The organism is Streptomyces sp. NBC_01283 (genome assembly GCF_041435335.1).
GTDB lineage: Bacteria > Actinomycetota > Actinomycetes > Streptomycetales > Streptomycetaceae > Streptomyces.
The window spans coordinates 2144145-2165112 of sequence record NZ_CP108430.1 but is presented as its reverse complement, the minus strand read 5'-3'; the positions used below and the strand labels follow the sequence as shown (position 1 = coordinate 2165112).

Genomic DNA, 20968 nt, shown 5'->3' with positions numbered 1-20968 from the left:
TCACGCGGGGCCGACGATCTCCTCGGCGTCACCCGGGGAGACGAGCCCGGTCTCGTAGGCGACGACGACCGCCTGGGCGCGGTCGCGCAGGGTCAGCTTGGAGAAGATCCGCGCGACATGGGTCTTCACGGTCGCTTCGCTGAGCGTCAGTCGACCGGCCAGTTCGGTGTTGGACAGGCCCCGGCCCATCCACGCCAGCACCTCCCGTTCCCGTGGTGTCAGCGCGGCCAGATCCCGGTGGACCGCCGGGACGGCGCGGTGGGGGCCCTGGCCGGTACCCCGCGTCGGGTCGTCCGCAGCGAAGCGTTCCACGAGGCGGCGGGTGATCGCGGGGGCGAGGAGGGCGTCGCCGGTGTCGACGAGGCGTACGGCGGCGGCCAGGTGCGCGGGGGTGACGTCCTTGAGGAGGAACCCGCTTGCTCCGGCGGCAAGGGCGGCATACACGTACTTGTCGAGGTCGAAGGTGGTCAGCATGATCACCCGGCAGTCCGGGGCCTGGGCGAGGATGTGGCGGGTGGCCTCCAGGCCGTCCATGTTGGGCATGCGAATGTCCATGAGGACGACATCGGGCCGCAGTTCCCGAACCGCGCTCACAGCCTCCACGCCATCGGAGGCTTCGGCCACCACGTCGATGCCGCGGGCGGTGAGGATCATCCGGAAGCCGGCGCGCAGCAGTTCCTGGTCATCGGCGATCACCACACGCGGGGCGGGCGCGGCGGGGGTGATCACGGGCGGTCCAGGGGGATGCGGGCGCGAACGCGGTAGCCGCCGCCGAGGCGACGGCGTGCGTCGAGGTCGCCGCCGTAGACGGAGACCCGCTCGCGCAGGCCCAGCAGCCCGCGTCCCGTGCCGTCCGCCTTTTCCCGGTCCGGCGCCGTCCGACCGGGTGTGCCGCCCGACAGGACGCTCGGCCCGCTGTTGAGTACTTCGACGCGCAGGTGGTTGTCCGCGTACCGCACCGTCACTTCGGCTTTCGCCCCGTCTCCGTGTTTGAGTGCATTGGTCAGGCCCTCCTGGATGATCCGGTAGGCGGTGACGTCGATCCCGGTCGGCAGTGGGCGAGGTTCGCCCGAGACCCGCATCTCGACGGGCAGGCCGGCGAAGGCGATCTTGTCGATGAGCGGACCGAGCCGGCTCAGGCTCGGTTGCGGTGACAGGTCCACGTGGTCGGGGTCGTAGGGAGCGTCCTCGCCGTTCTGCGCGGGGGCGAGCAGGCCGAGCAGGTGCCGCAGCTCGGTCATCGTGTTCCGGCCCGCGGTTTCCACGGCGCTCAGCGCAGCCGCGGCTTCTTCGGGCAGAGTGGTCAGTACTTCGCGGGCAGCACCGGCCTGTACCACCATGACGCTGACGTTGTGGCTGACGATGTCGTGCAACTCCGAGGCGATCCTTGCCCGTTCGGCATCGACCGCAGCCCGTGTCGCGCCCTCTCGCTCACGTTCCAGCAGCCAGCCACGCTCCTCGATGGCCTTGCGGTGGCGGCGCCGCCACCGCGCCGCTGCCACAGCCAGCCATCCGGCGGCGCCCATGGCCACAGTCAGCGCGACGAACAGCAAGGTCGTCCATGATTCCCCCATGCGGTCATCTTCCCAGGAGCGCGATGGTGCGGTGCGCCTGCCTTCTGGACGCGACCCCCTGCATCCCCCGCGTACATCCCCAGGATGACCTGCGCATACGGATACACCCGGGGGGCGACGCACCACGATCCCGCCGGGCCTAGGTTTCGGGGCATGACAAACGATCACGAGGGTGCCCGGCAGGCAGTGGTACGGCTGGACGGCGTACACAAGGAGTACGGCGACGCGAAGGCCCTGGACGGGCTGTCGCTGGAGATCAAGGCGGGCGACGCGGTGGCGGTGATGGGGCCTTCCGGCTGCGGCAAGTCCACGCTGCTCAACATGGTGGCCGGGCTGGACCGGCCGACCTCGGGCACGGTCGAGGTACAGGGCCACGACCTGGGCAAGCTGAACGAAACGGGGCTTGCACTGTTTCGACGCCGCCACGTCGGCATGATCTTCCAGTTCTTCAACCTCATCGACGACCTGCCCGTCCTGGACAACGTGGCACTGGCCGCGCAGCTGACCGGCACCTCGGCCAGGCAGGCGCGCCGCCGAGCCCTGGAGCTGCTGGACGAACTCGGTGTCGCCAAGCGCCGCAACAACTACCCGGCGACGCTGAGCGGCGGCGAGCGTCAACGCGTCGCCGTGGCAAGGGCGTTGATGAACCGCCCGGCACTGCTCCTCGCGGACGAGCCGACCGGCGCCCTCGACAGCCGGTCGGGCGAACAGGTGATGGACCTGCTGATCGACCTGAACCAGATCGGCCAGACCCTGTTGATCGTCACCCACGACCCGCAGCTGGCCACCCGCTGCGCCAGCCGCCTGGTCGAGGTCGCCGACGGCCGGGTCGCCCGCGAGCGCACGCTGGAGGTGTCGGCGTGAGGGCCGTGTGGAGAGCCTCGCGTGCAGCAGTGAAGCGGCGCCGGGTCCAGACCTTCGTCATCGGTCTTGTGGTGCTCTGCTCCACCACCACGGTCCTGCTCGCGCTGACCCTGTTGACCGCGGCGTCCAGCCCCTTCGACAAGGCGTACGCCGAACAGCGCGGCGCGCACACGGCCGCTTCCTTCGACACCACGAAGGTCACCCCGGAACAACTGGCCCGTACCGCGAAGCAGCCCGGAGTGGAAGCGGCTGCGGGACCCTTCGGACAGGCAGTCGTCGGCATACCCAAGAACTGGCTGTGGATGGCAGGCGGCACCCTCAGCGTCGTGGGCCGGGCCGACCCGGCGGGCCCCGTGGACCGGATCGACCTGCTGGAGGGCCGGTGGGCCACCGGCACCGGCGAGATCGTCGTCAACTGGTCCGTACAGGGCTCTCCCGGCACCGAATTCCTCGGTACGAAGCTGAAGACACCGAGCGGAGCGACGCTGACCGTCGTCGGGTTCGCCACCAGCATGAGCAAGTCGGCAAGCGCCTGGGTCTCACCCGCGCAGATGACCGCCCTGCACCCCACCTCCGCCCAGATGCTCTACCGCTTCACGAAATCCGACACCGAAGCACAGCTGAGCACTTCGCTGGAGCGGGCCACCGAGGGACTGCCCAAGGACGCACTCACCGGCGCGCAGACCTACCTCACCCTCAAGCAGGCGTTCTCCGCACTGGTCGACTCCTACCTCCCCTTCATGACCCTCTTCGGCATCCTCGGCCTGCTGGTCTCCGTCCTGATCGTCGGCAACGTGGTCAGCGGGGCGGTCGTCTCCGGATACCGGCACATCGGCGTCCTCAAGGCGCTGGGGTTCACCCCCAACCAAGTCGTTGCCGTCTACCTGACCATGCTCTCCGTACCGGCCCTGGCAGGCTGCGTGCTGGGCACGCTGGTCGGTAACGCACTGGCCGGGCCGATGATGAAGGTCGCCTTCACCGGCATCGACGTCGGCCGGGCCACGGTCGGAGAGGTCAGCCCGTGGGTGACCGTGGCCTGCCTGCTGGGCATGCCCGCCCTCGTCCTGTTCACCGCACTGATCCCCGCCCTGCGGGCCCACCGGCTGCCCGCCGCACAGGCCATCAGCGCCGGCGGCGCGCCCCGGACCGGACATGGACTGCGCGTCCAGCGGATGCTCGGTGCCACCCGCCTGCCACGCCCGGTCAGTCTGGGCATGGGCCAGCCCTTCGCCCGCCCCGCCCGCACCCTGCTGACCCTGGCCGCCATCGTCCTCGGCGTCACCACCGTCACCCTGTCCACCGGCCTGACCAGCACCCTGGTCGCGTACGGCAACGTCGGCAAGGAGGACGGCAGCGCCCGAGTCCAGGTCACCACCGGGGGCTCCGGTGACGGCGGCCGTACGGCGCCCCGACTCAGCGACCAGCAGATCGAGGCGCGGCTTAGCGCCCTGCCGGGTGCGAAGGGGGTACGGGCCCGCGCGTTTTCCCAGGCGAGCATGACCGGCCAGCACCAGTCCGTCTTCGCCGACTTCTACCGCGGCGACAACTCCCTCTACGAGCACACCATCGTCAAGGGCCGAGCCCCGAAGGCGGCCGGCGAGATCGTGGCCGGACCGGCCTTCCTCACCCAACGCGGCCTGAAGATCGGCGACCGGACCACTCTGGAACTGAACGGAAAGAAGATCACCGCAACTGTCGTGGGCCAGGTCATCGAAGGCAATGCCCGTGCGCTGGAGGCCACGTGGGACACTTTGACCCACCTCGCACCCAACGCCCACGCCACCGAGTACACGGTCCGTCTCGCCCCCGACGCCGACGCCCGCGCCTACGCCGAGGCTGCCGGGAAGCTCGACCCGGCCGTGCACGCCTCCGTACTGGACCCCGGCAACGCCGGGACCGCCACCGTCATCACCTTCTCCACCGTCTTCACCGTGCTGCTCACCCTGGTGTCCTCGCTCGGCGTCTTCAACACCGTCCTGCTCAACACCCGTGAACGGCGCAGGGACCTGGGCATGCTCAAGTCCATCGGCATGACACCCCGTCAAGTGATCCTGATGACGGTCACCTCGGTCGCCGGGCTCGGCGCCGTCGGCGCACTGCTCGGCATCCCCCTCGGGATCGCGGCCCACCGCCTCGTCGTGGACAACGTCGGCGTAGTCGACTTCCCCGAGTACATGAAGGACGTATGGCACGCGCCCCAACTGGCCGCGATGCTCCTGGCCGGAGTGACGATCGCCGTGCTCGGTGCCTTGATCCCCGCCCGCACGGCGGCCCGCACCACCATCGCCACGGTTCTGCATACGGAATAGTCGCCCCGGTGGTGCTCGCGCACTGCTCAGTCTTGTCGCAGGTGAGAGCCCGGCACCTGATGTCGGGCCAGGAACAGGGCGCATAAAGATACCGAGCGGCGAAGTCATATGCTGAGCCGGACGAGGCGGGCGCAGCTCGTGCGCTACCCCCGGCCCTCTGCGGCCGGGCGCCCCTCCGTACGAGGCTCCCGACGGACAACGGAAGGTTGACCGGTGATCGCTCTGACCGCAGTCGGAGGAGTGGCCCTAGTCGAACTGGGCATGGCGTTGACTCCCGGACCGAACATGATTCACCTCGCCTCCAGGGCAATCACCCAAGGCCGCAGGGCGGGCCTGGTCAGCCTCAGTGGGACCGCCGTGGGATTCGTGTGCTACCTGCTGGCTGCGGCTGCGGGCCTGTCCGCGATGTTCGCCGCCGTGCCGGTGACCTTCACGGTGGTCAAGCTCGCCGGGGCCGCCTACCTGGCGTACCTCGCCTGGGACATGATCAAGCCCGGCGGTCGTTCGCCCTTCGCCCCGGCCCGGGACCTGCCTCCGGTCTCCGACGCCCGCCTGTTCTCGATGGGGCTGCTGACCAACCTGCTGAACCCCAAGATCGCCCTGATGTATGCCGCACTGCTGCCCCAGTTTCTGGACCCGCAGGCAGGCCCGGCCTGGGGACAGCTGCTTCAGCTCGGGGCGGTGCAGATCGTCGTGGGAATCTCCGTGAACGCCCTGATCATGCTGGGCGCGGCACGCATGTCGAAGTTCCTGGCCACCCGGCCCCGCGTCCTGACCGCCCAACGCTTCACGGCAGGCGGTCTGCTCGGTGCTTTCGCCCTGCATACGGCGCTGTCCCGCGACGTTGTCTCCACGTGAGTCGGGCCCACGGCGCTACCGGCGCCTCCGCCTTCTCCGATAGACGTCCCAGACCTGGACGAGCCTCGGGTGACCGTTGCGCTGTGGACCGGTCCCGCGGCGCGCGAGAAGAGGAACCTCTTCCTCTCCATCCCGCTGGTGTCCGACGGCAAGCGCGTCCTTGACGGCAGCGCGCCGGTCAAGGGTGTCGCGGCGGCTCCACCACCTGGGGAGAGCGGTGAACGGCAGGGGCCCAGAGGTTTCTACTTCGAGCGGCCCGGACGGTTGACGAAGTACTGAGCAGAGCCGACCCAGAGCCCGCGCTCGCCGTGCGGCGCTGCTCTGTTGTGTTCGCCACGACCCGCGCACCCAGGCGTACTACGAACGCCGCACCCAGGAGGGCGAAACCCGGCGTGAGATCATGCGATGCCTCAAGCGATATGCCGCCCGGGAGGTATTCAACCCAGTCAAAACGGCATCCAGCGACCCCCTGTTATAGGGGCGTGCGTGACAGATGAGAGGGTCGGGCGAGTGAGCGAGACACCGAAGAACACCCTGCAGTACCGCTTTGACGGGCCGGAAGATGCTCCTGTCCTGATTCTGGGTCCCTCGCTGGGTACCACGTGGCACATGTGGGACAGGCAAGTACCCGAGCTGGTCAAGCAGTGGCGCGTGTTCCGCTTCGACATGCCCGGACACGGGGGCGCCCCGGCCCACCCGGCAGGCTCCGTCGCCGAGATATCCCAGCGGCTGCTCGCCACCCTCGACGAGGTCGGCGTGCAGCGCTTCGGGTACGCCGGCTGCGCGTTCGGCGGCGCGATCGGTGCCGAGCTCGCCCTGCGCCACCCGCAGCGCGTCGCCTCCCTGGCCCTGATCTCCGCGTCGCCGCGCTTCGGCAGCGCCGACGAGTTCCGCCAGCGCGGGGTCATCGTGCGGAGCAACGGCCTCGACCCCATCGCGCGTACGTCCCCCGAGCGCTGGTTCACGCCCGGCTTCGCCGCCGCGCAGCCCGCGATCACCGACTGGGCCGTCCAGATGGTGCGGACGACCGACCCGGGCTGCTACATCGCGGCCTGCGAGGCCCTCGCCGCCTTCGACGTGCGCGCCGAGCTCGGGCGGATAGGCGTGCCCACGCTCGTCCTGGTCGGGTCGGAGGACCAGGTCACCGGGCAGGGCGAGGCCCGCACCCTCGTCGCCGGCATCCCGGACGCCCGCCTCGCCGTGGTGCCCGGCGCCTCCCACCTCGCCCCGGTCGAGCAGCCCGCGGCCGTCACCGACCTCCTCGTACGCCACTTCTCCACCGCCTGGCAGCTCGGGCCCGACGCCACCGGGACGCACGCGGCGATCAGCGCACCGCCCGTCAAGCCGGTGCTCGCCCCGCCGACGCCCGTCTTCCCCGTCGCCGAGATCGGCCCCACGGAGCAGCCCGAGGCCGTGGGCGGCGGACGCCCCGACCCGTACGAAGCGGGGATCAAGGTCCGCCGCGAGGTGCTCGGCGACGCCCACGTCGACCGGGCGCTCGCCGCCGCCGACGACTTCTCCACGGACTTCCAGGAGCTCATCACGCGCTACGCGTGGGGCGAGGTCTGGAACCGGCCCGGCCTGGACCGGCGCTCCCGCAGTTGCGTCACCCTCACCGCGCTGGTCGCGGGCGGCCACCTCGACGAGCTGGCGTTCCACACCCGCGCGGCCCTGCGCAACGGCCTCACCCCGCAGGAGATCAAGGAAGTGCTGCTCCAGGCGGCCGTCTACTGCGGAGTACCCGCGGCGAACTCCGCCTTCAAGGTCGCCCAGGCCGTGATCCGTGAGGAAACCACGCCGCAGGAGTAGCAGGATGGGGGCATGACGACTGCCGCGAAGCGCATCAAGCTCACGAAGAAGACACACGCCTGTGTCCGCCTGGAGCGGGACGGCCGGAGTCTCGTCATCGACCCGGGCGCCTTCAGCGAGGAGGACGCGGCGCTCGGCGCCGACGCGATCCTCGTCACGCACGAGCACCCCGACCACTTCAGCGAGGACCGGCTGCGGGCCGGCATGGAGGCCAACCCCGGCGCCGAGATCTGGACCCTGCGCTCCGTCGCGGAGAAGATCTCGGCGGCCTTCCCGGGGCGCGTGCACACGGTCGGGCACGGCGACACCTTCGAGGCCGCCGGGTTCTCCGTACAGGTGCACGGCGAGCTGCACGCCGTGATCCACCCGGACATCCCGCGCATCACCAATGTCGGCTATCTGGTGGACGGTTCGGTCTTCCATCCGGGCGACGCGCTGACCGTCCCCGAGCAGCCCGTGGACACGCTGATGCTGCCGGTGATGGCGCCCTGGAGCAAGATCTCCGAGGTCATCGACTACGTGCGCGAGCTCAAGCCGCAGCGTGCCTACGACATCCATGACGCCCTGCTCACGGACCTCGCCCGGCCCATCTACGACTCGCAGATCGGGTCCCTCGGTGGCGCGGAGCACCTGCGGCTCACACCGGGGGAGTCCGCACAGCTGTGACCGGCGGACCCGGGGCTGTCAGTGGCGCCCGGTAGGTTGTGAGGCATGCGCATTGCCACCTGGAACGTGAACTCGATCACCGCTCGGCTGCCGAGGCTGCTCGCCTGGCTGGAGAGCAGCGGTACGGATGTGCTGTGCATCCAGGAGACCAAGACCACCGCGGAGCAGTTCCCCGCCGACGAGTTGCGCGAGCTCGGCTACGAGTCGGCGGTGAACGCGACAGGCCGGTGGAACGGCGTCGCACTCGTCTCCCGGGTGGGCCTCGAGGACGTGACGACCGGGCTGCCCGGCGGTCCCGATTACGACGGGGTCCAGGAGCCCCGCGCGATCTCCGCCACCTGCGGCCCCGCGCGCGTCTGGTCGGTGTACGTGCCGAACGGCCGCGAGGTCGACCACGCGCACTTCGCGTACAAGCTGGAGTGGTTCGAGGCGCTGAAGGGCGCGGTCGCCGCCGACGCGGCGGGCGCGCGGCCGTTCGCGGTCCTCGGCGACTTCAACGTGGCGCCGACCGACGCGGACGTGTGGGACCCCTCCCTGTTCGAGGGCGCCACGCATGTGACGCCCGCCGAGCGCGCGGCGCTCGCCGCGCTGCGGGAGGCGGGGCTCTCGGACGTCGTGCCGCGGCCCCTGAAGTACGACCACCCCTTCACGTACTGGGACTACCGCCAGCTCGGCTTCCCCAAGAACAGGGGGATGCGCATCGACCTGGTGTACGGGAACGAGGCGTTCACGAAGGCCGTGTCGGACTCGTACGTGGACCGTGAGGAGCGCAAGGGCAAGGGCGCGTCCGACCACGCGCCGGTCGTGGTCGACCTCGACGTGAAGTGAAGTAGTACGGGGTACGGAGCGGCGGCCGGGCGGAAGCCCTTCCCGGCCGCCGCCCCCCCCGTCCTACGGCTCCAGCTCCCGCAGATCCACCGACTCCGCGAGCGCGGCGAGCCCCGCGTCCCCCGGATGCAGATGGTCCCCGCTGTCGTACGCGGCCAGCATCCGCGACGGATTCGCCGGGTCCCGCAGCACCGCGTCGAAGTCCAGGACGGCGTCGAAGTCGCCGCCGCCCCGCAGGTAGTCGTTGACCTTCACGCGCTCCGCGTCCGCCGCGGCCGTGCACAGGGACTCGCCCTGGCAGGGTGCGATCGTCGCCGCCACCACCCGCAGGCCCCGCACGCGGGCCCGCTCGGCGATCTCGCGCATCCCGGCGGTGACTTGATCCGCCGACGCGCCCCACCGCACGTCATTGACGCCTTCGAAGACGACGACCGTACGGGCCGAGGTCTGGGCGAACACATCACGGTCCAGGCGGTGCAGCGCGCTCACGCCGCCCGTGTCGGTGGAGACGCCGTCGCCGGGGTAGCGGTCCGCGACCACGCGATTCGCCGAGATCCCCTGGTTGAGGACGCCGAAGCGCGGGACCTCGTCCTGCTGGAGCAGCCGCGTGGCAAGGATGTTGGGCCAGCGGTGGTTCGCGTCCTGCGTCGACTTCACGCCGTCCGTGATGGAGTCGCCGAGCAGCACCACCGATCCCGGCCCGCCGGCCACGTCGACCCCCGTGAGCAGCGGCCATGTGGTGATCGTCGAGGTGTACGCCGCCGGGGAGCCCTCCGCCGCGTGGTCGCCGGGGCCGCTCACGTACGAGCGCTGGATGGCCTGGCTGTGCACGGGCGCCGTCGTCACCGCCTCCGGGAGGTGGAAGCTCACGAGGAGATTCGTGTCCTCGGGCACGTCGAAGTCGAGCGGGTCGCTGAACGCCTGCGCCCCCGCCGGGACTTCGGTGCCGGCCCCGCCCCGGAAGGACAGCGGCTGCGGCTCGCCCCGCGCCCCCGCCCCGGACTCCTGCACCGCCACCGTCGCGCTCCCGATCCGCACCGGCGCCGAGGCGAACGTGTTGTCGAGCCGGATCCGCACCCGCGGCCCACCCGTGCTGGTGTGGACGACCAGCCGCACGGTCCGGTCGGCCCATGGGCCCACCGCCGTGTACCCGGCCGTCGACGCCGACCAGCTGCCGGTCCACCCCTTGGCCGGCTGCCGCACGGAGAGCGCGAAGACGTGCAGATCCGGGGTGCCCGGGTCCTTCGGCAGGGTCAGCGACGCGATCTCGCGCCCGCGCGCCACCGGCACGGTCACGACGTACAGCCGCGCCTTCTCGGCGAGTTGGCCGCCCGGAGTGTTCACGTGCGGCAGCGCGACCGCCTTCGTGGTGAGCGGTCCCGAGCGCCAGTCCGGTGCCGTCAGGCGGTACGTCCCCTTCGAGCCGTCCCGGTAGCGCACCGTTCCCGCGCCGCTCGCATCGCCGCCCGTGCCCGCGACCAGGAACGCCAGGGCGTCCCCGCGCCCGCGCACCCGCACGGGCTGCCCGTCGGCGCGCACGTTGTCGGCGCGGCCCGGCTGTGTGCGGGGCCAGCTGAGCCGCGCCCCGTCCATGGCGAGCGAGCGGCCCGGCGTCCAGCCCGCCGCCGTCAGGTCCCGCGCCGAGAGGGAGCGTCCCGAACCGTCGAAGTCCGCGTCGCCGGGCCGCGCGTCGTCGCTGATCCCCCGGTTGTCGAAGAGCCGCTCCAGGGGGAGCGGCTCGGGTCTGTGCGGGGCGGCCTGCGCCGCCGCCACGGGTACGGCGCTCGTGAGGACCGCGAGTACGGCGGCCGCTCCCCAGACACGTGACATGCGCGAGGTACGCGAGCTGTGTGGGTGCACACCAGACCCCTCCCCTTGGCTGAAGCTGACGTGACGACAGGTGCGCCATGAAGCTAAGGAGGCGAGGAAGAAGCGTCAATGAGGTGCGCGTGAACATGACCCGAACTCGCTGGGATGCCGTAGCCCACCGGGTGGCGTCCGCCCGAATGCCGACCGGGGCCCCGATGGGAGCGCGTGCTACTCACCGACGCGCTCCGGCAGTTCGCCCCCGCGTGGCGCCATTCGCATGATTCCGTGATCAACTTACGCAAGTTACATTCGTTGGACCGGGGAGCAGACACACCCTTACGGAGAGGCCGATCATGAACATCTCCTTCTTCGGCAGGTGGCGCAGGGAGCAGTCCGCCGACCGGAGCCCAGGACTCGCCTCGGCGTTCGACCGGGACCCGGCCGGAGTGGCCGAGCTCCTCGCCGAATGCGAGCTGCTGCGCTCGCAGGCAGCCTCCGCCGGGCTCGAACTCGACGACTCCCCGGGCTCGTTGACCGCGCTCGATCAGCTACTGCCGCGCTGGCGCGACGACCCCGAGCTCCTTCCGTGGCTCGGCAACGACGCGGGCCTGTACCTGGGTTCGGTCATCGTCCGTACGGTGCCCGGCACGACCTGGCACGTCTGGCCCGGCGGCAGCCCCGTCGTGCGGCTCGCCTCGGGGCGGGAGATCCAGGTGGTGGAGGCGGGGCTCGACTGGGCGGTGACGGGTGCTCCCGAGCTGTCCCAGGTCTACGCGGAGGCGTCGGAGGCGTAGCCGCAGGATGAAGTAACTGCAAATACGGTTAATGCCCATAAGTGCGTGTCGTCCAGTAAGTCCCGTTTTTACGTGGATAGTTTGCGCGGACCGACACCGCCGAGAGTGGGCAGGGCAGGGCATGGCCGTCGATCCTCTGATCGAGCTGCGTGATGTGAACAAGTACTACGGGGAGCTGCATGTCCTGCGGGACATCAACCTCACCGTCGGCAAGGGGGAGGTGGTCGTGGTCATCGGCCCGTCTGGGTCGGGGAAATCGACGCTCTGCAGGACGATCAACCGTCTTGAGACGATCCAGTCGGGAGCCATCGCACTGGACGGGCAGCCGCTTCCGGAAGAGGGCAAGGCGCTGGCCTCCCTCCGTGCCGACGTGGGCATGGTGTTCCAGTCCTTCAACCTCTTCGCGCACAAGACGGTGCTGCAGAACGTCTCCATCGCGCCGGTCAAGGTGCGGGGCAAGAAGAAGGACGACGCCACGCGGCGCTCCCGCGAGCTCCTGGAACGGGTGGGCCTCGCGACACAGGCCGACAAGTACCCGGCACAGCTCTCGGGCGGCCAGCAGCAGCGCGTGGCCATCGCACGCGCGCTCGCCATGGAGCCCAAGGTGATGCTCTTCGACGAGCCGACATCGGCCCTCGACCCCGAGATGATCAATGAAGTGCTCGAGGTCATGCAGGGACTCGCCCGCGACGGCATGACCATGGTCGTCGTCACCCACGAGATGGGCTTCGCCCGGTCGGCCGCCAACCGGGTGGTCTTCATGGACGCCGGCCGCATCGTCGAGGACCGGGCCCCCGAGGACTTCTTCAGCAACCCGGAGAGCGACCGCGCCAAGGACTTCCTCTCCAAGATCCTGAAGCACTGACGGGGGGCCGGCCATGATGCGTACGACACGTCTGTTCGCGGCGCTCGTCCTCGCCGCCTGTGCCGCGACCGCCTGCGGCAAGGAGGGCAGCCCACCGGTGAAGGGGCCGCAGCCCGACGAACTGCCCAAGTACCAGGTAGCGACGGGGTTCCAGCTGCCGGACTCCGGCACCTGGAAGAAGGCGAAACGGCGCGGTCACCTCGTCGTCGGCGCCAAGGAGGACCAGCCCTTCCTCGGCGAGAAGAACCCCGCCACGGGGGCCTACTCGGGCTTCGACATCGAGATCGCCAAGATGATCTCGGCCTCGCTCGGCTTCGCACCCGAGTCGATCACCTTCAAGACGATCGCGTCGGCGAACCGCGAGACCGCCCTGCAGAACGGGCAGATCGACTACTACGTCGGCACCTACACCATCAACGACCTCCGCAAGAAGCTCGTCGGCTTCGGCGGCCCCTACTACATGGCGGGCCAGGGCCTCCTCGTGCGCAGCGACGAGGACGACATCAAGGGGCCGCAGGACCTGAACGGCAAGAAGGTCTGCTCGGCCGCCGGTTCGACCCCCTACCAGCGCATCCAGAAGGACTACCCGAAGGCGACGCTCGTCGCGTACGACACCTACTCGGTCTGTGTCGACAACCTGCTGACCTACCAGGTCGACGCCGTCACCACCGACGACGCGATCCTGATCGGGTACGCGGCCAAGGTGCCCGACGAGCTCAAGGTGGTCGGCAAGCCGTTCTCCGAGGAGCCCTACGGCATCGGCGTCCCCAAGGGCGACAACGCGCTGCGGTTCGCCGTCGACGACGCCCTCGCCGCACGGGAGAAGAACGGCGACTGGAAGAAGGCCTACGACGCCACCCTCGGACTCTCCGGGGTCCCGGCGCCGAAGCCGCCCGCCATCGACCGCTACCCGGCGAGCTGAGGAGGCGTCGTGGACGTACTGACAGACAACTTCTCCACCTTCGGCAAGGGGTTCGTCGGCACCGTCGAACTCACCGTCTACGCCTCGATCCTGGCCCTCGTGCTCGGCTTCGTGATGGCGTCCTGCCGGGTGGCACCGGTCGGCTCCTTCCGGGCGTTCGGCACCGCCTGGGTGACGGTCCTGCGCAACACCCCGCTCACCCTGCTCTTCTTCGCGGTGCTGCTCGGGCTGCCGCGCTTCGGACTCGTCCTGCCCTTCAAGGTGTTCGCCGTCCTCGCGCTCGGCTGCTACACCTCCGCCTTCATCTGTGAGGCACTGCGCTCGGGCATCAACACCGTCCCCAAGGGCCAGGGCGAGGCCGCCCGCAGCCTGGGGATGAGCTTCGGACAGACACTGTCCATGGTCGTGCTCCCGCAGGCCTTCCGGTCCGTCATCCCGCCGGTCGGCTCCACCCTCATCGCCCTCGCCAAGAACTCGGCCATCGCGGGCGCGTTCAGCGTCACCGAACTGCTCGGCACGTACAAGACGCTCAGTGAGCTCGGCTACAACATCATCTGGACGTTCGTCTGGATCGCCGTCGGCTACCTGATCATCACCCTCGCCATCAGCGCCGTCTTCAATGTCCTCGAGAAGCGCTGGGGAGTCGCCCGATGAAAGCCCTCTCCCACGAATCCACCGCCCTCTACGACGTTCCGGGCCCCAAGACCGAGCGGAGGCACAGGCTCTACGGGCTCCTCTCCACCGTGGTGTTCCTCGCCCTGGCAGGCTGGCTCGTCTATCTGCTCTTCGACACCGACCAGTTCACCGCGACCAAGTGGACGCCCTTCGAGTACAAGGGCATCCAGGAACTCCTCCTGAAGGGTCTGGGCAACACGCTCAAGGCCTTCGCCATCTCCGCGGTGCTCGCGCTCGCGCTCGGCGGACTGCTCGCGATGGGGCGGCTCTCCGACCACCGGCCGGTGCGCTGGCTCGCCACGCTCCTCGTGGAGTTCTTCCGCGCGATGCCGGTCCTGGTGATGATCTTCTTCGTCTTCGTGGCGCTGAAGGTCCAGCCGCTGCCGGCCCTGGTCACCGGGCTCACGCTCTACAACGGCTCGGTGCTCGCCGAGGTCTTCCGTTCGGGCGTGAACTCCGTGGAGCGCGGCCAGCGGGAGGCGGCGTACGCGCTCGGGATGCGCAAGACGCAGGTGATGACGCACGTCCTCGTACCGCAGGCCGTGCGCGCCATGCTGCCCGCCATCATCAGCCAGTTGGTGGTGGCACTGAAGGACACGTCGCTCGGCTATCTGATCACCTATGAGGAGTTCCTCCACGCCGGGAAGCTGATCGCGTCGAACCTCGACTACGATCTACCTTTCATCCCCGTGGTTCTGGTGATCTCGCCGATCTACATCGGGATGTGCATGCTGCTCTCGTGGTTCGCCCAGTGGGTGTCCAAACGACAGCGGCGCAATCCCAAGACCGAGGCCGCGGAAGTGGCCTCGGCCGAACCAGGGACGCTGCTGCCGGGTCCGCAGTAGCTAAAGGGGCCAGGGCCCACCCGGCAGCAGCCGGTGATCACTGTTCGCGCAGCGGGACCGACACGTACGACGGGTCGGACGCCGGCGAGGAGAAGGTCAGCTGTGCGCCGGTCGGGTTGTGCTCGATGTAGAGCGGGTCGACCGTGTCGACCACCAGGGCGAGTCTGTGGCCTGCCGGTACGTCGTAGGCCGTGGAGAACAACTCCAGGTCCACGCCGAACGGCCGGCCGGGAGTCTTGCCGTGGAAGGTGTACGGCGCGTTGCTGACCAGCTTGCCGAGGCCGAGCGGGCCCACGTCGTAGAGGTACGCGACGAGGGTGCCGCTCTCCTTGGTGCTGGTGAGCGTCGTGTGCAGCTTCGCCGTACCGCGCACCCGCTGGGCCGTGTCGTACTTCTCGGACTGCCAGACGCCCGCGTAGCGCCGCGGGAGCAGCGGCATCGAGGCCACCGGCGGGATCTTGAGGAACTGGTCCAGGGCGTTCGAGAGCAGCACGGTGCCGCCGTTGGCGCCCGAGTCGACGTTCGTGCGGAGCGTGGTGGAGCCCGCAAGGTCGATCTTCTTCTTCGTCGCGCCGACGGACTTCCAGTCGGGATAGCCCTCGTAGCCGCCGGTGGATCGGGACTTGAGCTGGACGGGCTGTTCGCTGTCGACGCCGTTCTTCTCGCCCTTGAGATAGCGGTCGAACCACCGCTGGGTCGAGGTCCAGGTGTCGTTCGGCAGCCCGAGCAGGCCGGTCAGCTCGGCGGTCGCGTGGTCGCCCGGACGGAATTCGAGGCGCTTGGGTCCGGTCAACTGCTCGTAGAACGCGGCGTATTGGTTGGGCGGGAAGATCGTGTCGCCCCAGGCGTTGCCGAGCATGACGGCCGCGCCGTTCTTGTTGATCTGGTCGATGTACGTCGCGGGGGAGCGCTTCTTGCCCCACGCGATCATCTCGTCCTCCTTGTCCAGGTCGGACGCGAGGAAGTCGTCGAGGGTCTGCTGGAGTTCGGGGCTGGGGCGGCCGGTGAGGGCGCCGGCGCCGCCGAGCAGCCCGGCGGCCTGGCGGTGCTGGGTGCGGCCGCTGTAGATCGAGTCGATGAGGTTGCCCCAGCCGCTGAGGGCGGCCACGGCCTTGATCCGCTTGTCGTGCCCCGCGGCGAGCAGACTGATGCCCGCGCCGTACGAGACACCGCCCATGCCCACCTTCGCGGGGTCGGCCGGGGTGTTCGCCAGGGTCCAGTCGATGACCTTGGAGGCGTCCGCGATGTCCTCGGGGCCGCCGGTCTCGATCTCGCCGCCGGACTGCCAGAAGCCGCGCGAGTTGTAACTGACCACGACATAGCCGGAGTTCGCGAGCTTCTGGGCCTGCGCGACGTACTCGACCTGCGGCATGGCCCAGCTGGTGGGCAGCACGATCGCGGGGTACTTGGCGCCGGCCGCGGCGCCCTCGGGGGTGAAGACGTTCGCCTTGAGGATCGTGCCGCCGTCGCCGGGGATGTCGACGAAGCGCACGTCCGTGGAGCTCGCCGCCCGTGGAGCGGCCGACGGGTTTCCACCGGCCGCCTGGGCCGCCGGGGCGAGGCCGAAGGCGGCGCCGGCGACGAGCGCCGCCGACGCGGCGCCCACGGTGGTCGTGCGCAGAGCCTTGCGGGGTTGTCCCACGGGTCACTCCTTACTCGTGCAAGCAAAGTGACCCGACGGTAACCTCGGGGCTTTACCGGGGGTAACCCGTCGGTAAGTTACGCCCCGGTAACGATTGTTGAGCTGTCTACTTCAGTGCGGCGGAGCTTCAGCCCAGCGCGCTCTTCGCCTGCCAGTCGGCCCAGGAGATGTTCCACTCGCCGTAACCGTTGCCCGGGTCCGGCACGCCCTTCGAGCCGCTGCCGGAGACCTCGAAGGGGTCGCCGACCCGGACCTGGCCGTAGAGCCAGGAGGCGTCGCCGTCGCTCATGCCGATGCAGCCCGAGCTGTGGTTGGTGTTGCCGAAGTACGAGGCGTTCCACGGGGCCGCGTGCGCGTACATGCCCGACCAGGTCAGACGCATCGAGTTGTCGACCATCTTGTCGTAGGCGTCGCCGAGCCCGACCGTCTCGGAGCGCATGTTGATCGTGCCCTCCTTGGCCATCAGGACGGACGTGCCGCCCCAGGACGCCTTGTCGCCGCCGGGCGTGCCCGCCGACATCGGGACGGTCTTCACGCTCTTGCCGTCGCGCACGAGCGTGGCCTGCTTGCTGTCGAGGTCGACCTTGACCTTCTGGCTCTTGCCGACCGTGAAGCCGGTGACGTAGTCACGGACGAACCAGCCGCCGCCGGTGCCCGAGTCGATGCCGCCGAGGCGGGCGTCGAGCTTCACCTTCGTGCCGGACTCCCAGTACTCCTTGGGGCGCCAGTCGACGCGGTCCTTGCCGTCGTAGTTCTTGATCCAGCCCCAGGATCCGGTCGTGTCGTTCGAGGTCGTCACCTTCAGGTGCTTCTCGACCTCGGCCTTGTTCTTCACCGGGTGGTCGAAGACGACGGAGAGGGGCTGCGCGACGCCGACCGTGGTGCCCTTGCCGGGCGTCAGGGACAGCTTGTTCACCTGCTCCGGGGCGGCCGTCCTGAAGGAGGTCCGCGCGCTGCCGCCCTTGTCCGTGGTCGCCTCGACCTTGTACGACGTGCCGGGCACCGCCTTGCGGTCCGAGGTCCAGGTGGTGCCGTTCGCGGCGACCTTGCCGCTGAGCTTCGCGCCCTCGGAATCGGTGACCTCGACCTGCTTCAGCCTGCCGTCGGCCAGCCTCACCTTCACCGGGGAGCCCGCCTTGGCCTGCTTGCCCTGGAGGTTGACCGATATGTCCGGCTTCTTCATCGAGGTGTCGGCGGATGCCGGGGTGCTGCCCGAACAGGCGGTCAGCGCGGCGGCAAGGGCCGCGAGACCCGCGGCCGTGACCGCGGCCCCGGTGTGGCGGGTGCGTATGGGGCGTCGGCGACTCGTCGAGCTCAGGAGCCTCAAGGGAACGTACCTCCGTGCGAATGTGGAACTGCACGGAGAGAGGGTCAAAGGTCCCGGTGGGTTGCCTCTTGCCCTGAATTGCCGAATAGGTCACAGAGGCCGGATGTGCGCCAAGCGGCCAGGTGCCTACTTCGCGCGGTGGGAGTTGCGCGGCAGTGCGGCAGCCGGGGCCGGGGTCTGGGCCGCGCGTGTGACGTCCCCGACGAGCTCGACGACGTCGGCGCCGTACGCCTGGGAGTTGACGACCTTCAGGAGCAGCACGAACGTGTTGGCGCCATGCTTGCGGGCGAGGCGCTCGTGGTGGCGGGCGAGGTAGCGGGTGGCCGCCTGGTTGGTGATCGCGCGCTGGCCGCAGAAGACGAAGACGGGTCTCGCCTCCTGCCCCTGCCCCGCGGTGAGCCGCGCGAGGATCACGTACTCCGTGATGCCGCCCTCCATGCGGTACCGCTCGCTGCCGATCTGGAAGGCGCCGCGGTCCGGGCCCGGCTCCGGTTCGGTGTTGATGCGGACGCCGGGCAGCAGGGAGTGCATGTGCGCGGCCATCCGGCGGTTCGCGGCCGGGGAGCCGACGCAGAATTCCGTGCGCTCGCCGAAGCTCTGCTGGGCGGCGTCATGGGCGACGAGCTGGGCGTGCGCGCCGCAGTCCTTGATCAGCGCGGCGAGTTCGAGGAGCGCGAACACGTCGTGGCGTACGACGGTCAGCTCGGGGCCGCCCGCCTCGCGGTTCACCACGAGCAGCGACTCGGAGTTGTCGGGCAGCCCGAAGAAGGCCTGCTTGCGGCGGAGCTTGCGCCGCCAGAGGTAGGTACGGGCGAGCCAGCCCAGCACGGCGCCGAGGCCGGCCGCGACCAGGCCGAGGACGATGGTGCGCACGTCGTCAGTCATGGGGGCGCATGCTAGCGGGCTCTAGGACCCGTGTTCGAGGGGGTCCTGACGTGGCGGGGGGACCGAAGTTACGCTGCGCGGACGGTTGTTGACTGGAGGTACGAATGCGTCGTGCTGTCGTACGGAATCTGACGCTATTGGCGGTCGGAGGGGTGTTGGTGTCGGTCGGTGCGGCCGCGCCCCCTTCGTCTCCGCGCTCGGCTGAACAGGCTTCGCAGTCCCCGCCGAAGGTGCCGGTGGCCGTCGGCTACGGCGGTGCCGTCTCCAGCGTCGACGCGGACGCGTCGGCCGCCGGGATCGAGGTCCTGAAGAAGGGCGGCAACGCGGTGGACGCGGCGGTCGCCACGGCGGCGGCCCTCGGCGTGACCGAGCCCTACTCCGCGGGCGTCGGGGGCGGCGGCTACTTCGTCCACTACGACGCCAAGAGCGGCAAGGTGAGCACGATCGACGGCCGCGAGACGGCCCCGCGGACCGCCGATTCCGGCCTCTTCCTGGAGGACGGCAAACCGATCCCCTTCGCGGACGCCGTCACCAGTGGCCTGGGCGTGGGCACCCCCGGCACCCCCGCGACCTGGCAGTCCGCCCTCGACAAATGGGGCAGCAAGCGGCTCGGCACGCTCCTGAAGCCCGCGGAGCGGCTCGCGCGCGACGGGTTCACCGTGGACGGCACCTTCCGCTCGCAGACCGAGTCGAACCAGGCCCGGTTCGCCGACTTCCCGGACACGGCGAAGCTGTTCCTGCCCGGTGGCGCGCTGCCCGTGGTCGGCTCGACCTTCAAGAACCCCGATCTCGCGCGGACGTACGAGGAGCTGGGGCGCAAGGGTGTCGGGGCGATGTACCGGGGCGACATCGGCAAGGACGTCGTACGGACCGTGAACAAGCCGCCGGTGGATCCTGCGTCGGGGCGGGTGGCCCGGCGCGGCGACCTGTCGGCGAAGGACCTGAAGGCGTACGCGGTGAAGCGGCAGGCGCCGACGAAGACCTCCTACCGCGGGCTCGACGTCTACTCGATGGCTCCCTCGTCCTCCGGCGGCACGACGGTCGGCGAGGCGCTCAACATCCTTGAGCGGACCGACCTCTCGAAGGCCTCCAAGAAGAAGTACCTGCACCGGTACATCGAGGCGAGCCGCGTCGCCTTCGCCGACCGCGGGCGGTGGGTGGGCGACCCCGCCTTCGAGGACGTACCGACGAAGGAACTGCTCTCGCAGCGGTTCGCCGACTCGCGGGAGTGCCTGATCCGCGACGACGCGGTCCTCAAGAGCCCGCTCGCGCCGGGCGACCCGCGGGACCCGGCGGACTGCGGGTCCGGTGACAAGGCGGCCCCGACCACGTACGAGGGCGAGAACACGACGCACCTCACGGCTGCCGACAAGTGGGGCAACGTCGTCGCCTACACCCTGACCATCGAGTCGACGGGCGGCAGCGGGATCACCGTGCCGGGGCGCGGGTTCCTGCTCAACAACGAACTGACCGACTTCTCCTTCGCGCCGGCCGACCCGGCCGTGCACGACCCGAACCTGCCGGGTCCGGGCAAGCGGCCCCGGTCCTCGATCGCGCCGACGATCGTCCTGGAGAAGGGGAAGCCGCTGGTCGCCCTGGGCTCGCCCGGCGGTGCCACGATCATCACCACCGTGCTGCAGACCCTGACCGGGTTCGTGGACCGGGGCCTGCCGCTCGTCGACGCGATCGCCGCGCCGCGCGCGAGTCAGCGCAACGCCGCGCAGACCGAGCTGGAGCCGGGGCTCTGGGACAGCCCGTTGCGGGCCGACCTCGAAGCGATCGGCCACTCCTTCAAGCAGAACCCGGAGATCGGGGCCGCGACGGGCGTGCAGCGGCTGCCTGGCGGCAAGTGGCTGGCCGCGGCGGAGAAGACGCGTCGCGGTGGCGGGTCGGCGATGGTGGTGCACCCCGGCTGAGCCGGGGCCGGGCGGGCCCTCCGGCCCGCCCGGCGGTTGCGCCAATAACTATACCGGTATGAGAATGGTCTTCTGGGTGGTGGCGGACTAGACTGACCGCATGGTGCGGACCCCCCTGACCCTTGAAGAGCGCGAACGCGGCGAGCGGCTCGGCCGGCTCCTGCGTGCCGCGCGTGGTGAGCGGAGCATGGTGGAGGTGGCCGCGAGCGCCGGGCTCTCCGCCGAGACGCTCCGCAAGATCGAGACGGGGCGGGCGCCCACGCCCGCGTTCTTCACCGTGTCGGCGCTGGCCGTCGCGCTCGGCCTCTCGCTGGACGAGGTCGCCCGGGCCTGTGCGCTGGTTCCGCTCGCACCGGTGTGAGTGACACCGCGCCGCGGGC

The 20968-nt window shown here is 70.0% G+C and carries 20 protein-coding genes; 14 read left to right on the top strand and 6 right to left on the bottom strand.

The window, feature by feature from the left end; all coding sequences use genetic code 11:
- A complete protein-coding gene (locus OG302_RS09810; protein WP_371750077.1) occupies positions 1-726 on the bottom strand; it encodes a response regulator in 726 nt (241 codons plus the stop codon).
- On the bottom strand, positions 726-1574 hold the full coding sequence (locus OG302_RS09805) for a sensor histidine kinase (protein WP_371526417.1): 849 nt from the start codon (positions 1572-1574) through the stop codon (positions 726-728). Before OG302_RS09805 ends, OG302_RS09810 begins: the two co-directional genes overlap by 1 nt.
- Positions 1575-1727: 153 nt before the next feature.
- On the opposite strand from OG302_RS09805, the gene OG302_RS09800 reads away from it, so the two are divergent.
- The 7 genes from OG302_RS09800 (at position 1728) to OG302_RS09770 (ending at position 8908) form a co-directional block, all read left to right on the top strand.
- A complete protein-coding gene (locus OG302_RS09800; protein WP_371526416.1) occupies positions 1728-2438 on the top strand; it encodes an ABC transporter ATP-binding protein in 711 nt (236 codons plus the stop codon).
- Positions 2439-2467: 29 nt separating this feature from the next.
- On the top strand, positions 2468-4747 hold the full coding sequence (locus OG302_RS09795) for an FtsX-like permease family protein (protein ID WP_371526415.1): 2280 nt from the start codon (positions 2468-2470) through the stop codon (positions 4745-4747).
- Between the two features lie 213 nt (positions 4748-4960).
- Positions 4961-5605 (top strand): LysE family translocator, encoded by a 645-nt coding sequence (locus OG302_RS09790; RefSeq protein ID WP_371526414.1) that lies wholly within the window; start codon positions 4961-4963, stop codon positions 5603-5605.
- Positions 5606-5674: 69 nt separating this feature from the next.
- Positions 5675-5884, top strand: coding sequence for a hypothetical protein (locus tag OG302_RS09785; protein WP_371526413.1), 210 nt, complete (start codon positions 5675-5677; stop codon positions 5882-5884).
- A 231-nt stretch (positions 5885-6115) separates the two neighbouring features.
- Positions 6116-7414, top strand: coding sequence for a 4-carboxymuconolactone decarboxylase (gene pcaC / locus OG302_RS09780; RefSeq protein WP_371526412.1), 1299 nt, complete (start codon positions 6116-6118; stop codon positions 7412-7414).
- A 33-nt stretch (positions 7415-7447) separates the two neighbouring features.
- Complete coding sequence (locus OG302_RS09775; RefSeq protein ID WP_371750076.1) at positions 7448-8080, top strand: MBL fold metallo-hydrolase; 633 nt, start codon at positions 7448-7450, stop codon at positions 8078-8080.
- A 45-nt stretch (positions 8081-8125) separates the two neighbouring features.
- Positions 8126-8908, top strand: a complete 783-nt coding sequence (locus OG302_RS09770) for an exodeoxyribonuclease III (protein ID WP_371526411.1) — start codon at positions 8126-8128, stop codon at positions 8906-8908.
- A gap of 63 nt (positions 8909-8971) precedes the next feature.
- On the opposite strand, the gene OG302_RS09765 is transcribed toward OG302_RS09770, so the two are convergent.
- Entirely contained in the window at positions 8972-10738 is a 1767-nt protein-coding gene (locus OG302_RS09765) for an SGNH/GDSL hydrolase family protein (protein ID WP_371526410.1), read from the bottom strand.
- 332 nt (positions 10739-11070) lie between these two features.
- Between OG302_RS09765 and OG302_RS09760 the strand changes: the two genes are divergently transcribed.
- The 5 genes from OG302_RS09760 (at position 11071) to OG302_RS09740 (ending at position 14818) form a co-directional block, all read left to right on the top strand.
- Entirely contained in the window at positions 11071-11511 is a 441-nt protein-coding gene (locus tag OG302_RS09760) for a DUF6278 family protein (protein WP_361838573.1), read from the top strand.
- A gap of 121 nt (positions 11512-11632) precedes the next feature.
- Positions 11633-12376, top strand: a complete 744-nt coding sequence (locus OG302_RS09755) for an amino acid ABC transporter ATP-binding protein (RefSeq protein WP_371526409.1) — start codon at positions 11633-11635, stop codon at positions 12374-12376.
- A gap of 13 nt (positions 12377-12389) precedes the next feature.
- Entirely contained in the window at positions 12390-13298 is a 909-nt protein-coding gene (locus tag OG302_RS09750) for a glutamate ABC transporter substrate-binding protein (RefSeq protein ID WP_371526408.1), read from the top strand.
- Positions 13299-13307: 9 nt separating this feature from the next.
- On the top strand, positions 13308-13952 hold the full coding sequence (locus OG302_RS09745) for an amino acid ABC transporter permease (RefSeq protein ID WP_371526407.1): 645 nt from the start codon (positions 13308-13310) through the stop codon (positions 13950-13952).
- The gene (locus OG302_RS09740) at positions 13949-14818 is read left to right on the top strand and encodes an amino acid ABC transporter permease (RefSeq protein WP_371526406.1); all 870 of its coding nucleotides are present in this window, start codon (positions 13949-13951) and stop codon (positions 14816-14818) included. The genes OG302_RS09745 and OG302_RS09740 overlap by 4 nt, the downstream gene beginning before the upstream one ends.
- A 37-nt stretch (positions 14819-14855) precedes the next feature.
- On the opposite strand, the gene OG302_RS09735 is transcribed toward OG302_RS09740, so the two are convergent.
- The 3 genes from OG302_RS09735 to OG302_RS09725 form a co-directional block, all read right to left on the bottom strand.
- Entirely contained in the window at positions 14856-16460 is a 1605-nt protein-coding gene (locus OG302_RS09735; RefSeq protein ID WP_371526405.1) for a CocE/NonD family hydrolase, read from the bottom strand.
- 127 nt (positions 16461-16587) lie between these two features.
- Positions 16588-17787 (bottom strand): Ig-like domain-containing protein, encoded by a 1200-nt coding sequence (locus OG302_RS09730; protein ID WP_371526404.1) that lies wholly within the window; start codon positions 17785-17787, stop codon positions 16588-16590.
- A 126-nt stretch (positions 17788-17913) separates the two neighbouring features.
- On the bottom strand, positions 17914-18672 hold the full coding sequence (locus OG302_RS09725; RefSeq protein ID WP_371526403.1) for a hypothetical protein: 759 nt from the start codon (positions 18670-18672) through the stop codon (positions 17914-17916).
- 104 nt (positions 18673-18776) lie between these two features.
- Here OG302_RS09725 and ggt point away from each other — a divergent pair, with 104 nt between their 5' ends.
- A complete protein-coding gene (gene ggt, locus OG302_RS09720; RefSeq protein ID WP_371526402.1) occupies positions 18777-20588 on the top strand; it encodes a gamma-glutamyltransferase in 1812 nt (603 codons plus the stop codon).
- Between the two features lie 100 nt (positions 20589-20688).
- Positions 20689-20949, top strand: coding sequence for a helix-turn-helix domain-containing protein (locus tag OG302_RS09715; RefSeq protein ID WP_371526401.1), 261 nt, complete (start codon positions 20689-20691; stop codon positions 20947-20949).
- The last annotated feature ends 19 nt before the right edge of the window (positions 20950-20968 follow it).

Coding starts and splice junctions, on each gene's coding strand:
- OG302_RS09805 (WP_371526417.1), bottom strand. CDS start 1,574: ATGGGGGAATCATGGACGACCTTGCTGTTCGTCGCGCTGACTGTGGCC.
- OG302_RS09800 (WP_371526416.1), top strand. CDS start 1,728: ATGACAAACGATCACGAGGGTGCCCGGCAGGCAGTGGTACGGCTGGAC.
- OG302_RS09770 (WP_371526411.1), top strand. CDS start 8,126: ATGCGCATTGCCACCTGGAACGTGAACTCGATCACCGCTCGGCTGCCG.
- OG302_RS09765 (WP_371526410.1), bottom strand. CDS start 10,738: ATGTCACGTGTCTGGGGAGCGGCCGCCGTACTCGCGGTCCTCACGAGC.
- OG302_RS09760 (WP_361838573.1), top strand. CDS start 11,071: ATGAACATCTCCTTCTTCGGCAGGTGGCGCAGGGAGCAGTCCGCCGAC.
- OG302_RS09755 (WP_371526409.1), top strand. CDS start 11,633: ATGGCCGTCGATCCTCTGATCGAGCTGCGTGATGTGAACAAGTACTAC.
- OG302_RS09750 (WP_371526408.1), top strand. CDS start 12,390: ATGATGCGTACGACACGTCTGTTCGCGGCGCTCGTCCTCGCCGCCTGT.
- OG302_RS09740 (WP_371526406.1), top strand. CDS start 13,949: ATGAAAGCCCTCTCCCACGAATCCACCGCCCTCTACGACGTTCCGGGC.
- OG302_RS09725 (WP_371526403.1), bottom strand. CDS start 18,672: ATGACTGACGACGTGCGCACCATCGTCCTCGGCCTGGTCGCGGCCGGC.
- ggt (WP_371526402.1), top strand. CDS start 18,777: ATGCGTCGTGCTGTCGTACGGAATCTGACGCTATTGGCGGTCGGAGGG.
- OG302_RS09715 (WP_371526401.1), top strand. CDS start 20,689: ATGGTGCGGACCCCCCTGACCCTTGAAGAGCGCGAACGCGGCGAGCGG.